This is a genomic window from Pontibacter cellulosilyticus, assembly GCF_014306105.1.
In the GTDB taxonomy this organism is placed as follows: domain Bacteria; phylum Bacteroidota; class Bacteroidia; order Cytophagales; family Hymenobacteraceae; genus Pontibacter; species Pontibacter cellulosilyticus.
Window position 1 is genome coordinate 388,568 of record NZ_JACRVF010000003.1, and the last position, 12,928, is coordinate 401,495.

Here is a 12,928-nt window from a genome sequence, read left to right on the forward strand (position 1 = left end):
GGTATATGCCTTTCGCATAATTCAGATTTTGAAACAGGCTGTTTCTTAAATATAGTATTTTTAATTTAAACTATAAAAGGCGAAGGTTACCTGATTCAGGTAACCTTCGCCTTTTATAGTTAATCTGATAGACTTTAAAAAGCTATGTGCAGCAAGGCATCGCCCTGGTTTACTACAGGCATATTGTTTAAGCCGACAATGTAGCCGGAAGCCGGAGCGTTCAGTCTTACTTCCATCTCGCCGTAAGGATCGGTTATACTTCCTATTTGCTGGTTCTTTTTAACGTACTCTCCTATTCCGATAGATGTGCGCCACAGGCCGGCATTTTTAGCGCGAAGCCAGATGTCTTTCATGCATATTACACTTGGTTCTGTTGGCTCTGTGTGGTTGGCCATCATGCCCAGGTGATGCAGCACACGGCAGGTACCCTCTATTCCTAAATTTATACCTTTCTCATCAAAGCGCAGGCTCTCGCCAGTCTCATACACAAGTATAGATTTACCTAATTTACCTGCCTCTTTGCGAAGTGAACCCTGCCGGTATGGGGCATTCATGATAAAAGGTGCGGCAAAGGCTCTGGCTAACTCTTCGTTTCTGTAGTCACCCAATACGCAACGTATCTGCGGATAATTGGCGCGACTAGAGCCTCCGGTATGGAAATCTAATCCATAATCCACATAAGGCATTACTTCTTTCATGAAGCGGTGCGCTACGCGGCTGGCCAATGAGCCATCACGATTTCCCGGAAAACTGCGGTTTACGTCCTTCCCATCCGGCACCTCCCTTGAAAAGTTCAGGAAACCGTAAATGTTAAGTACCGGCACGGCTATAATGGTACCCTTAAGCGGATAGAGCATTTTTTTGGACAGCATCCTGCGGATGATCTCGGTGCCATTTACTTCGTCGCCGTGCATGCCAGCCATGAGTAATACCACGGGGCCATCGTGCACAGAGCGGAAAACATATACAGGTATTTCTATGACAGTGCCGCTGGGCAATTTGCTGATCACTAGCTTTGTCAGCACTTTCTCTCCACGGTCTATACTTCTACCGTTGATAACGATTGTTTCCGGCATGCTATTCTTTTACTCTCTTCTTTGGCTTTTTCTTTGTCAGCCCTTCCAGATACTCAATTACTTTTCCGGCAATATCTTTCTGCGTTGCTTTCTCAATTCCCTCCAAACCTGGCGATGAGTTTACTTCCAGTATAAGCGGCCCTCTTTTGGACTGTAGCATGTCTACACCAGCTACTCCCAGGCCCAGTGACTTGGCAGCCAGCAGCGCAGCGGCCTTCTCTTGACGAGATAGCTTGATCAACTCGGCTTTACCGCCACGGTGCAGGTTAGAGCGAAACTCGCCTTCCTTTCCTTGGCGCTTCATGGCCCCAACAACCTCGCCGTTTACAATGAAAGCCCGGATATCAGCACCACCGGCCTCTGCGATAAACTCCTGCACAATAATACGCGCCTTCAGGTTATGGAATGCCTCTATTACAGACTCTGCCGCTTTTCTTGTCTCGGCCAATACTACGCCCAAACCTTGGGTACCCTCCAATAACTTAATTACAAGGGGTGCACCGCCTACTTCTTTTACCAGTTCCGATGTTTCTTTAGAGTAATTGGTAAAGGCGGTCTTTGGCATTCCCAGTCCGGCGCGTGAAAGTATCTGGAGGCTGCGCAGCTTATCTCTGGAGCGCACAATAGCCTGTGAGTCTACGGCAGTCTTCACCTTCATCATCTCGAACTGACGCACCACTGCTGTACCGTAAAAAGTAACTGAGGCACCAATTCTCGGAATGATGGCATCAATATCTGTGAGGCGTTCGCCTTTATAAAGTATATGCGGATCGCCCTGCTCAATTACAAGGTCGCAACGCAGGTGGTCTAATACTACGGCTTGGTGCCCCCGCTGCTCTGCTGCCTCTACCAGGCGGCGGGTAGAGTATAGCTTAGGGTTACGGGAGAGGATGGCTATCTTCATAGAGTTATTCTTTCTGCTTTTGTTTGAGTTTAAACTTCTGCGCGACGTTTTTACGGGAAACATCAACAATAAACCGCCCTTTCAGTAATTTTCTTCCGATAAGTACCGGGTATTTCATGTCGCTGCGGTCTGAGAGTGAAAAATCGGCTTCTATCACTTCATCAAAAAGCCTGATCTTGGTGCGGATTACATAGCGCTCCTGCTTCTCTCCTATCGAACTTTTTATCTCGCGCAATTCATACTCGGCAAACCGAAGCTTTTTATGGTTGTACTGTGGATGAGACGGGTCTAGCAAATCCAAGCAGATAACTTTTGTACCATCGGGCATAGTTTCTTCGTGTATGTCGGAGCAGTGGATCGCAGAGGTATAAGCACCGGTATCTACCTTAGCCTCTATTTCCTCTATGTCCAGCTCCGGAAACGACACTAGCTCCCGCCGCCCAATAAGCTTCTTTTCTATTTTAGTTTTGTCTGCTCTCATCAGAGGCAAATTAGGAATTATGAATTACGAATAATGAATTATGATTCAGATTTTTTCAGAAAAGTATAAATCATGTTACACTTCCTTCGTTAAATCACGACTTATTTTCCATTCATCATTGCTAATTATCAACTCGCAATTATTTAACGTAGCTGATGCGGTAAATCGCGTCGTTCTTATCGTCAGACACCAGCAGGGCGCCGTCAGGCATTACCAGCACATCTACAGGGCGACCCCAGTCTTCCTCGCCTTGCAGCCAGCCCTGGGCAAACGGCTCATAGGCAGTGGCATTTCCATTTTTATCTACTGTAACCTGCATTAAGCGGTAACCGGATTTCTTAGAGCGGTTCCAGGAGCCATGCTCTGCAATGATAATACGGTTTTTATATGCTGCCGGAAACATGTTGCCAGTATAGAACTTCATGCCTAGCGGCGCAACGTGTGCTCCCAGCTTTTGTACTGGCTTTACAAACTCACTGCAATTGCGTTTGCTGCCAAACTCCGGATCGGCTATGTCACCTCCATGGCAATAAGGGTAACCAAAATGCTGGCCTTTTTGGGTAGCACGGTTCAACTCGCACGGCGGAATGTTATCGCCCATCATGTCGCGGCCATTGTCTGTAAAGTATAAGTTCTTGGTTTGCGGGTGCCAGTCGAAGCCAACTGTGTTACGAACACCGTTCGCGTATACTTCCAGACCAGAACCATCAGGATTCATGCGGGCAATACTGGCATAAATTGGTTTGTCTTTGTTCTCGCAGATGTTGCAGGGCGCACCAACTGGCACATACAATTTTCCATCAGGACCGAAGGCGATATACTTCCAACCATGGTGGCGGTCTGTAGGTAGCTTATCATTCACCACCTCATACTTTGGCTTGTTGCGGTACGTGTTTTCTATATTTGGGTACTTCAGGATGCGGTTTATCTCTGCCACATACAGGTCTCCGTTGCGAATGGCGACACCGTTTGGCGTGTTTAGACCAGAGGCAACCTCTACTACTTCTTCTGCTCTGCCGTCTTTGTTCTTATCTACAATGGCAAAAATCTTATCGTTGCTGCGCGTGCCCGCGAAAATTATACCCGACGGGCTCAAAACCATGGAACGGGCATTCTTTACGTTTTTGGCATAGTATTCTATTTTAAAACCGGCTGGCAATTTGATCTTTGCCAGGTTCGCGTCCGTTGGTTCAGGTTCTTCGGCGCTTGCTGCTGCATCCTGGTTCACAGCCACACTTTCTGTCTCAACTGTAGCTTCTGCTTCGGCAGATGTTCCCTCAGAAGAGCAACTGGTGGTAAGAGCTAAGGCTGTAAAGCAACATAAGAGTAGGCGAAATGCTTTTTCCATTTTTTGAGTGTAGTTATAATAGCTTTGTATAAGTATAAATCAGCTTTGGGTTATTTTACCACACAAGCAGGCTCCTGCTAAAGTAGTTAATTATTTAATTTTCCGGACACGCGTTTCCGGTGCAGCAGTTCCGCCACATCGCTTAGTAAATTAGAATGTCCCGTTTTTAGCAGTACCAGCTCCCCCTGGTCAAGTGCCTTCACAAACACACCCACACGCTTCGGTGTAATGATCTGATCATACTCTCCCAGGAACATGGTAACGGGTACTTTATACTTGTTAAGCAGGCCAACTATGTGACGGATATCGAAATTGAGCTCCCGAAAACCGATCCAGCTACGGTACACGCGCAGGCGCTTGGAAGTGCTGTCCATTTGGTAGTGGGCAAAGCGGATAAGGCTTTTGTGTACCATGTTATACTTGTCCAGCATCCGCAGCAGACCAAAGAAGAACTCCGGCTTTACAACAGTGCGCTTAAACAACTGCTGCAGCCAACCGGGGTACGTAGCAATGTTGTACCAGAAGCTTGTTTTAATTCCGTCAGGTGCTATCAGAAAAAGTTCTTCTATGCGCTCCGGCATTGTTTCTACCAGTGTAAGCGCAAACTTGCCCCCCATACTAAATCCCATCAGGGAGAACTGCTCCAGGTTAAACTTCTCCAGGAAGTGCTCGATAAACTCCTTTAAGTATGGTTTTGTCAGCGGAAGATCATTTTTATGCAAGGTACTGCCCCCATGAAAGAACAAATCAAAGGCATAGATGGTGTAATCGTTGCCCAATGCCCGCTCCATACTTTGGTAGTACGCGCTGCTCTGCCCATACCCATGAAAAGCCAGCAGCGCCTTGTCTCCTTGCCCGATTACCCGGTAATGAAACTTGGATCTGTCTTTTAGAATAAAAGGCATGCTTGATTATTAGTTGATGAATTGTTGGATGCTTTAGTTAAGGCTATACTTTATCTCCGCTGTTTTGGATGTAACAACTTAGCATCTGAAGAAAAATCATTGAAAGCACAGCGATCAAAGATCAACCATTATAGTTTAGAAACCCCTCCCGATACAATAAACTTCATTACTTCGCTGCTTGGGGCATCCAGGAAAGTAATATTTCCGATCGGCACCAGGAAGAGTTCTCCGGAAAAATTGTACGAGTGCGGAAAGTATACGGCTACTTTGTCTTCACAATCTATACTGATAATAGTGTCCTGGGTAACAAAACCGAGCTTACAGTTTTCTGAGTTCTGCGACATCTTCACCATTACTGGTTTGTTGAACTTCTGATTATCCCCCACAAAGGCATCAAACAAATCCTTTATACTAGAATAGATGATGCTTACCAACGGTACCTTATGAAAGATGCGCTCTGTGATGATAAAAAATGGCTTAACCAGAAACGAGGAACCGATAAAACCAACCAGAGTCAGCAGTACAACCATCAGCAAAATACCAAGGCCTGGTATACCAATGTCAAGTAAACCATCCAGCCAATCTATAATGGCCACCACAATCCAGACGGTGATGGTAAATGGGGCTATTATCAGTAACCCATTAAGGAAATATCGAAATAAACGTCTCATATTTTGTTGATCACAAAAAAGGCTTTGCCGAAGCAAAGCCTAAATGTAGCGAAAATGCTCTATAGTATAAATGCTATACTTACACTTCGGCCAGGCCTAAATTTTCAATGTGAGTAGCTACCCTTTGCATCAGCCACATAGGTGTAGAGGTTGCACCGCAGATGCCAACGCTCTGTGCATTTGCAAACCACTCAGGTTGCAACTCCTGCTCATTCTCTACAAAGTAGCTGTTTGGGTTGTGCTGTTTACATACGCTGTAAAGTGCCTTTCCGTTGGAGCTCTTTTTGCCACTTACAAAAACCAGCACATCGTGCTCTGTAGAGAACTTAGCTAACTGAGGCTCACGGTTAGACACCTGGCGGCAAATACTGTCGTTGGCGTTAAAAGCTGGCTGTGTACTATCTTCGTTTGCCTGCTTGATACGCTCCTCAATCAACTCTTTTATATGATAAAAGCCTTTGGTGCTTTTGGTTGTCTGGCTAAACAGTGTTACCGGACGTGTAAAATCAATTTTGTCCAGGTCTTCCTCTGTAGTTACAATGATTGCCTCATCGCCTGTCTGCCCTGCCAAACCAATCACCTCCGCATGTCCCACCTGTCCGTAGATCACGATCTGACTGGCTTCGTTCAGACCACTATCGTAAGCGTGCTTTACACGGTTCTGTAGCTTTAGTACCACCGGGCAAGAGGCATCTATCAATTCAATATTATTCTCTAGAGCCATCTTATAGGTTTCTGGTGGCTCGCCGTGTGCTCTGATAAGTACTTTGCAGTTGCGTAGTTCTTTCAGTTGCTCTCGGTCTATAATGCGCAGGCCTTTTTCGTACAGGCGCTGCACTTCCATGCTATTATGAACAATGTCGCCCAAGCAATAAAGCTCGTCGCAATTTTCCATTTCATCCTCGGCCATTTGTATGGCGAATTCCACGCCAAAGCAATAGCCTGAGTTTTTATCGATGGTAACTTTCATAATCTTTTACTTCAATCCTGTTTAACAGCCTTCTCTTCGTTCTTGATCAGGGCAGATGTTACTCGCTCCAGCACAAAATCCACCTGCTCATCTATCGTCATATGCGAGGTGTCCAGCAAGGCGGCATCTTCGGCACGGCGAAGCGGACTTTCAGCCCTGGTAGAGTCGATAAGGTCGCGTTTTAAGAGGTTCTCTCTGATCTCGTCTAAGTTAACTAACTGCTTCTTCTCCAGCAATTCTACCTGGCGGCGTTTAGCACGTGTATCTACATCAGCAGTCATAAAAATCTTTACCTCCGCATCCGGAAACACAGCTGTGCCAATATCGCGTCCGTCCATTACAACACCGCGCTTTCTGCCCATTTTCTGCTGCTGCGCCACCATAGCTCTACGAACCTCCACTACTACACTCACCTCACTTACCTGGTTAGAGATGTACATCTTGCGTATTTCATCTTCAACATTCAGGCCATTTAAGAAAACTTCGTTGCGATTGGTCTTCGGGTTGTAATGAAATTCGATCTCAATGTTGTTTAGCGCCTCTCTTATCTCCTTCGGATTGGTAAGCGACACGTGATGCTCCAAGAAGTATAAAGTAACCGCACGGTACATAGCACCGGTATCAATGTAAGCATAGCCAAGGGCTGCTGCCACCAATTTTGCCGTTGTACTTTTGCCGCATGATGAATAGCCGTCGAGTGCGATTACGATCTTCTTCATAAAGAGAGAAATAATGGAGATTAATTAGAGTCGCAAGGGCAAGGTTGTTTACCACGCTTGCTCTTTTTCTGGTATTTAGCCGTTTTTTTCTGCTGTGGTGTTTTGTTAGAGCAACCAGCCAACGGACCTGTAGCCAGGAAGCATGCTAAAACCAAATATGAAATATACTTTCTCAAAACGACTGAATTTAACGCAAATATAAAGTAATTTACCGTTTTAAGCCTTACAACAAGGCAATTTATCAAACAAAACACAGCACCATGCACGCAGACTTTACCGTTTCCGGACATATCATAGATATACAGCAGCAAGAGACTTACAGCGGCACAGTTCATGTTTCAAACGGCCGCATTTCTAAAATAGTTCGTGAGGCTACAACTGCAGACAATTATATTTTACCGGGTTTTGTAGATGCCCATGTGCACGTAGAAAGCTCTATGCTTGTACCCTGCGAGTTTGCACGACTGGCTGTACCGCACGGTACGGTAGCTACTGTCTCTGACCCCCATGAGATTGGCAATGTACTTGGCCTGGAGGGCGTAGAGTACATGATAGAAAATGGCAACAAGGTACCGTTCAAATTCTACTTTGGGGCTCCTTCGTGTGTACCAGCCACTCCTTTCGAGACAGCCGGTGCCGAGATAACGACCGCCGACATAGAGAAATTGTTTCAGCGGGATGAGGTAAAGTACCTGGCCGAGATGATGAACTGGCCCGGCGTACTGAACCGCGACCAGGATGTAATGGAGAAAATTGAGCTGGCGCAAAGGTATGGCAAAGCTGTGGACGGACACGCACCCGGCTTGCGCGGTGAACAAGCGGCAAACTATGCTGCAGCAGGCATCACTACCGACCACGAGTGCTTTACCTCCGAAGAGGCTTTAGACAAACTAGCTGTTGGCATGAAGATACTGATACGTGAAGGAAGCGCTGCCAAGAACTTTGAAGCTCTGATTCCGCTACTGCCCGAACACCACCAAAATATCATGTTCTGCTCCGACGATAAACATCCTGATAATCTGGTAGAAGGGCATATAAACCTGCTGGTAGAGCGTGCACTGGCAAAAGGCAATAATTTGTACCATGTTTTAAGAGCAGCCTGTGTTAACCCAGTACTGCATTATAAGTTGGATGTAGGCCTGCTACAAGAAGGTGATCCCGCCGACTTTATACTTATAGATAACCTGGAGAGCTTTAATGTACAGGCGACCTACATTAACGGGCAACTGGTAGCAGCGCAGGGTAAGTCTAAGATAGAGTTTACGCCCAGCGAGGAGATCAACAATTTTGATACCGATGTAAAGGTGCCGCAGCAGTTTGAGATACCTGTAGGCGATGCGCACAAGATTCGTGTGATTGAGGCATTTGACGGACAACTGATCACAAAAGAAAGCTGGGCCACACCAAAAGTGCATAATGGTTTTATAGAATCTGATGTGGAGCAGGATGTGCTGAAGATCGCTGTCGTAAACCGCTATCAAAATACTATCCCAGCTGTAGCTTTTATTAAAAACATCGGGCTTAAAGAGGGCGCCATTGCTTCCTCTGTAGGCCACGACTCACACAACATTATTGCCGTAGGCGTAGACGATGAAAGTATAGCCAGAGCCGTTAATTTAATTATACAAGCCAAAGGCGGTGTAGCAGCTGTAGGTTTAGGCCGAGAAGAGCTTTTGCCTTTACCAGTAGCTGGCATTATGTCGGCACAGGATGGCTACAAAGTGGCAGAGGCTTATTCGGCTATTGATAAGATGAGCAAAGAGATGGGCAGCAAACTGGAGTCTCCTTTCATGACACTGTCGTTCATGGCACTGCTTGTTATACCTTCGCTTAAGCTAAGCGACAAAGGTTTGTTTAACGGTGATGTGTTTCAGTTCGTACCAGTAGCAGAGTAATCTTATACCAAACAAAATATAAATAGTTTAGCCCGCATAGGGCTGCCTTAAATGGAGGAGCTTATCCTTTTTCTGGTTGGCATTTTGGTCAGCGCATTTGGCACCATCATCGGGTTTGGCGGTGGTGTGTTTATGGTGCCCATCCTGATCATCTTCTTCGGCTACAACATCGAAATAGCCATAGGCTCTACCATGGCTGCACTGGTGCCAGCCTCTGTTATTGCCTCTGTGTTTAACCTCCGCGACAGAAGTATAGATTATGTAGTGGGCACGCTGATCCAGTTACCTGCTGTGGTGGGCACTGTGTTAGGCGCTTTTATGGTGGCTTTTCTGCCGGTGTTTAAGCTGCAGTTTATCTTTGCATTGTTTGTTGTAGCCATTGGTGCCACCATGTTTGGTCCTAAAAAGAAAAAGGTAAGGTCGAAGCGTTCCGGTGTAATGTACCGCATGCGCCGGATTCCAACTTCTTTTATCCGTAAGAACAGGGCAAAGCACCTGGCCTATAGAATTAACGGTGGTCTTGTTTCCGCTTTTGGGTTTGTGTCGGGTGTTATGGCGGGGCTGTTTGGTATAGGCGGCGGGTTTGTTCAGACTCCTGCCATGATCAAACTTTTCCGGATACCGCCGCAAATTGCCACGTCCACTTCCCTGTTTATACTTGTGATTACCAGCTTTACCGGCCTTATCAGCCACTTTTTGTTAGGCAACGTTATGTGGAGCCGGTGTTTGCCCATTGTGGCCGCTTTTGCATTGGGCGCGCTGGGTGGCAACTTGGTAAAAAAAAGATCCGGCCCACAAGGGCTGAAAATGGAAAAATTGATCGGTATCGGTTTATTTCTGGCTGGCTTCGGTGTGCTTCTGAACCTGGCCATTAAATCTCACTTCGGGTTCTCGTTTTAGTAAACTGCTTATAAACAAAAAAACCACCCGCAGCGGATGGCTTTAGTTATGTTGCACATAGAATTACTTAATCTGCGAAGTACTTATTAAGCAGGTTGCTCACCTTTTCTGTACTTAATGGCTTGGTCAGGTACTCGGCAGCGTATTTTTTAGAAGTCTCCGTGTCTTGTGGGTGAGTAGAGCTGGTAAGCACTGCCATTACTATATTCTTCCTGAAATCCGCATTTAGGCGCTCATACAGGTCCAGCATCTCAAAGCCATCCATTACCGGCATGTTAATATCCAGGAAAATAAGCTGCGGCTGAAAATAGTCTTTATTAGTTGTGTCGTAGTTGTTGTTGCTGATATTGTACAGGTAATCGAATGCCTGTTTCCCGTTCACGAAAGTGCGTATGTTCTCTGTTACCCCCAGCCTCTCCAGCAAACGGCGGTTCAGGAAGTTTGTAGTTTCATCGTCGTCGATGAGTAGTACGCCAGTAAGCTTTCTCATGATCAATTAAATATCAATAGTATCAACAATTGGGAAACGTAATGTAAAGGTAGTTCCCTCTCCAACAACAGATGCAACTGTTATACTTCCTCCGTAATTCTCAACTATCCGCTTTACAATAAACAGACCAACACCGCTTCCTTCAACATGGTCATGCAGGCGCTTAAATAGCTTAAACAGCTTTTCTTCGTTACCTCGCAAATCTATACCTATTCCGTTATCTGTTACCGACAAAAATATATAATTTTCTTTAAACCCTGAAGTCAGCTTAACATAAGGCTTACGAGATGGCTCTTTATACTTTAAAGCATTGGTTAACAAATTATAAAGAATACTTTTAGCATCTTTCCTGTTAATAGGCAACGTCGCCTGCGCCATAAAGTCAGTATCTAATACAGCGTTGTTCCGTTCAATTGTAGCCGCGATGCTAACTTTCACCTCCTGCAGCACCTCATGCAGGTTAACCTGCTCAAGCAAGTGCGTTTCGCTTTCATTCTGGAATATACTTACGGCAGTAAGATCATGTATTGTCCTGTTTATTTGGGCGACAGATTTGTCTAGGTGTGTTAAGAGCTGGTTTATATTCTCGTCAGGAGCAACCATTTCTTCCTTCAGCACATTCACCAGGCCCTCAATGTTGAATATCGGAGCTTTTAAGTCGTGGGACGCACAGTACACAAAGTTGTCGAGGTCTCGGTTAGAGCGTTCCAGTTCACGGTTCTTTCGCTGCAGCGTTTTTTCTGCCACCATTCTTACCGCTATCTCTTTCTCTAATTTTTGATTGGTAGAGTAAAGCTCTTCTGTACGCTCTCGCACGCGCATTTCAAGCTCCTCGTTTACCACCCTAAGCGCCTCTTGTACACGCTCGCGTTCTGCTATCTCTACCTGCAACTGCTTGTTTGCCGCTGTCAGCTGCGCTTGGCTTGGTATGGAAAGCAGCACTGGCAGCGATCGCCACAGCACAATAGCTGTGCCAACCGAAAGTATGGCTGTAACAACTTTTACAAGACCGCCAAGCCTGTATATGGGCACCCAAACCGTGATCATATCGATCAGGTGTGTTGTGCCGCAAGCCAGGATAAAAGCACCAAAAAGAAGAAAGACATACTTATGTGTGAGATCCTGCCTCTTTTTTGCAAAGTAAAAAAGCATGAATGGGATAGAATAGTAGGCCAGCATAATCAGCGAGTCGCCTCCTACATTCATCGCTACTATCTCTGTTTTCCAGAAATAGCAATGCCCGTGGGGCATAAAGTCAGATTCGACTATCTTTTTGAAAAATTCGTTCATACAAGAAATGCCGAAAGGGTTTTAAGTAATGATATAGTTCTTTAATAATCGCGAAAGCTACAAAAAAGAAATGCCCGAACCTATGTCCGGGCATTTCTTTAAGCTTAGTATTTTACAATTAGTCGATGTATCCTTGGGCGCGCATCCAATCGTCATTGTAAATCTTACCTAAGTAACGTGTACCGTGATCAGGCAATAGCACTACCACCACGTCATTTTCGGTAAGGTTATTTTCGCGGATATACTCCAGCGCACCATACACAGCCGTACCGCACGACCAACCTACAAAAAGACCTTCTTCTTTTGCTAATCTTCTGGTCATCACGGCACCGTCTTTATCGGTTACTTTTACAAACTGATCTATCACGTCAAAGTCTACGTTCTTTGGCAGGATGTCTTCACCGATACCCTCTGTTGCGTAAGAGTAGATTTCGTTCTCGTCAAAAACGCCTGTTTCTTTATACTTTTTGAACACAGAGCCATAAGTATCGATACCAATCGTTTTTATCGCAGGGTTCTTCTCCTTCAGGTATCTGGAAATGCCCGTAACTGTACCGCCTGTTCCTACACCGGTAATAAAGTGCGTTATTTTCCCGTCTGTCTGCTCCCAGATTTCCGGGCCAGTGCTCTCGTAATGGGCTGCCCAGTTAGACATGTTATCATACTGGTTCGGGTAGAAGGAGTTTGGTATCTCTTCGTTCAGGCGCTTTGCCACCGAGTAATATGAGTCCGGATGGTCCGGAGAAACATTGGTTGGGCAAACTACCACTTCTGCTCCAACGGCACGCAGGATGTCCATTTTCTCTTTGCTCTGCTTATCAGCCAGCGTAAAAATGCACTTATAACCTTTTGCAATAGCTGCCAGAGCCAGGCCCATACCTGTGTTACCTGATGTTCCTTCGATGATAGTGCCGCCTGGCTTCAGAATACCCACTTGCTCAGCATCCTCTATCATTTTTATGGCCATACGGTCCTTTACAGAGTTACCCGGGTTTAGGTATTCTACCTTGGCAAGAACGGTGGCTTTTACACCTTTTGTAACGTTATTTAGCTTTACTAAGGGTGTGTTACCGATAGCTTCGGTAATATGATTTAGGTATTTCATTTATATCTAATTTAGATTTTGGTGCAAAGGTAAGAATTTAAAATAAATCTGGAGGACTGAGGTACTTAAGCTATACTTCACTGCATAATTAAACCGCACAGGCAACCCACACAAAGTATAAATACACCTTAGACTACATTATATCATGCTGGCAAAACACAACCATACTTAAAC

At 45.5% G+C, this 12,928-nt stretch carries 12 protein-coding genes and 1 pseudogene; 2 read left to right on the forward strand and 11 right to left on the reverse strand.

What is annotated here, in order from left to right; translation table 11 throughout:
- Positions 1-134: 134 nt before the first annotated feature.
- The 8 genes from H8S84_RS12500 to cmk form a co-directional block, all read right to left on the reverse strand.
- Entirely contained in the window at positions 135-1,076 is a 942-nt protein-coding gene (locus tag H8S84_RS12500; RefSeq protein ID WP_187067674.1) for a succinylglutamate desuccinylase/aspartoacylase family protein, read from the reverse strand.
- Position 1,077: 1 nt separating this feature from the next.
- Positions 1,078-1,980 (reverse strand): 30S ribosomal protein S6--L-glutamate ligase, encoded by a 903-nt coding sequence (gene rimK / locus H8S84_RS12505; RefSeq protein ID WP_187067675.1) that lies wholly within the window; start codon positions 1,978-1,980, stop codon positions 1,078-1,080.
- Between the two features lie 4 nt (positions 1,981-1,984).
- Positions 1,985-2,461, reverse strand: a complete 477-nt coding sequence (locus H8S84_RS12510; protein ID WP_187067676.1) for an ATP-dependent zinc protease family protein — start codon at positions 2,459-2,461, stop codon at positions 1,985-1,987.
- A 139-nt stretch (positions 2,462-2,600) separates the two neighbouring features.
- Positions 2,601-3,809, reverse strand: coding sequence for a PQQ-dependent sugar dehydrogenase (locus H8S84_RS12515; RefSeq protein ID WP_187067677.1), 1,209 nt, complete (start codon positions 3,807-3,809; stop codon positions 2,601-2,603).
- A gap of 86 nt (positions 3,810-3,895) precedes the next feature.
- On the reverse strand, positions 3,896-4,714 hold the full coding sequence (locus tag H8S84_RS12520; RefSeq protein WP_187067678.1) for an alpha/beta fold hydrolase: 819 nt from the start codon (positions 4,712-4,714) through the stop codon (positions 3,896-3,898).
- A gap of 128 nt (positions 4,715-4,842) precedes the next feature.
- The gene (locus tag H8S84_RS12525) at positions 4,843-5,385 is read right to left on the reverse strand and encodes a DUF502 domain-containing protein (RefSeq protein WP_187067679.1); all 543 of its coding nucleotides are present in this window, start codon (positions 5,383-5,385) and stop codon (positions 4,843-4,845) included.
- Positions 5,386-5,464: 79 nt separating this feature from the next.
- The gene (locus tag H8S84_RS12530; protein WP_187067680.1) at positions 5,465-6,355 is read right to left on the reverse strand and encodes a 4-hydroxy-3-methylbut-2-enyl diphosphate reductase; all 891 of its coding nucleotides are present in this window, start codon (positions 6,353-6,355) and stop codon (positions 5,465-5,467) included.
- 11 nt (positions 6,356-6,366) lie between these two features.
- Positions 6,367-7,074: a (d)CMP kinase gene (cmk, locus tag H8S84_RS12535; RefSeq protein WP_187067681.1), complete on the reverse strand. Its 708-nt coding sequence runs from the start codon at positions 7,072-7,074 to the stop codon at positions 6,367-6,369.
- 260 nt (positions 7,075-7,334) lie between these two features.
- Between cmk and ade the strand changes: the two genes are divergently transcribed.
- Both ade and H8S84_RS12545 read left to right on the forward strand, forming a co-directional pair.
- Positions 7,335-8,969: an adenine deaminase gene (gene ade, locus H8S84_RS12540; protein ID WP_187067682.1), complete on the forward strand. Its 1,635-nt coding sequence runs from the start codon at positions 7,335-7,337 to the stop codon at positions 8,967-8,969.
- Between the two features lie 51 nt (positions 8,970-9,020).
- Complete coding sequence (locus H8S84_RS12545) at positions 9,021-9,869, forward strand: sulfite exporter TauE/SafE family protein (RefSeq protein WP_187067683.1); 849 nt, start codon at positions 9,021-9,023, stop codon at positions 9,867-9,869.
- Between the two features lie 67 nt (positions 9,870-9,936).
- Here H8S84_RS12545 and H8S84_RS12550 read toward each other — a convergent pair whose 3' ends face one another.
- The 3 genes and pseudogenes from H8S84_RS12550 to H8S84_RS12560 form a co-directional block, all read right to left on the reverse strand.
- Positions 9,937-10,359, reverse strand: coding sequence for a response regulator (locus H8S84_RS12550; RefSeq protein ID WP_187067684.1), 423 nt, complete (start codon positions 10,357-10,359; stop codon positions 9,937-9,939).
- Positions 10,360-10,365: 6 nt separating this feature from the next.
- The gene (locus H8S84_RS12555) at positions 10,366-11,649 is read right to left on the reverse strand and encodes a sensor histidine kinase (RefSeq protein ID WP_187067685.1); all 1,284 of its coding nucleotides are present in this window, start codon (positions 11,647-11,649) and stop codon (positions 10,366-10,368) included.
- 121 nt (positions 11,650-11,770) lie between these two features.
- A pseudogene (locus H8S84_RS12560) lies at positions 11,771-12,754 on the reverse strand (PLP-dependent cysteine synthase family protein); the annotation flags it as partial.
- Between the last annotated feature and the right edge of the window lie 174 nt (positions 12,755-12,928).

Coding starts and splice junctions, on each gene's coding strand:
- H8S84_RS12500 (WP_187067674.1), bottom strand. CDS start 1,076: ATGCCGGAAACAATCGTTATCAACGGTAGAAGTATAGACCGTGGAGAG.
- rimK (WP_187067675.1), bottom strand. CDS start 1,980: ATGAAGATAGCCATCCTCTCCCGTAACCCTAAGCTATACTCTACCCGC.
- H8S84_RS12510 (WP_187067676.1), bottom strand. CDS start 2,461: ATGAGAGCAGACAAAACTAAAATAGAAAAGAAGCTTATTGGGCGGCGG.
- H8S84_RS12515 (WP_187067677.1), bottom strand. CDS start 3,809: ATGGAAAAAGCATTTCGCCTACTCTTATGTTGCTTTACAGCCTTAGCT.
- H8S84_RS12520 (WP_187067678.1), bottom strand. CDS start 4,714: ATGCCTTTTATTCTAAAAGACAGATCCAAGTTTCATTACCGGGTAATC.
- H8S84_RS12525 (WP_187067679.1), bottom strand. CDS start 5,385: ATGAGACGTTTATTTCGATATTTCCTTAATGGGTTACTGATAATAGCC.
- H8S84_RS12530 (WP_187067680.1), bottom strand. CDS start 6,355: ATGAAAGTTACCATCGATAAAAACTCAGGCTATTGCTTTGGCGTGGAA.
- cmk (WP_187067681.1), bottom strand. CDS start 7,074: ATGAAGAAGATCGTAATCGCACTCGACGGCTATTCATCATGCGGCAAA.
- ade (WP_187067682.1), top strand. CDS start 7,335: ATGCACGCAGACTTTACCGTTTCCGGACATATCATAGATATACAGCAG.
- H8S84_RS12545 (WP_187067683.1), top strand. CDS start 9,021: ATGGAGGAGCTTATCCTTTTTCTGGTTGGCATTTTGGTCAGCGCATTT.
- H8S84_RS12550 (WP_187067684.1), bottom strand. CDS start 10,359: ATGAGAAAGCTTACTGGCGTACTACTCATCGACGACGATGAAACTACA.
- H8S84_RS12555 (WP_187067685.1), bottom strand. CDS start 11,649: ATGAACGAATTTTTCAAAAAGATAGTCGAATCTGACTTTATGCCCCAC.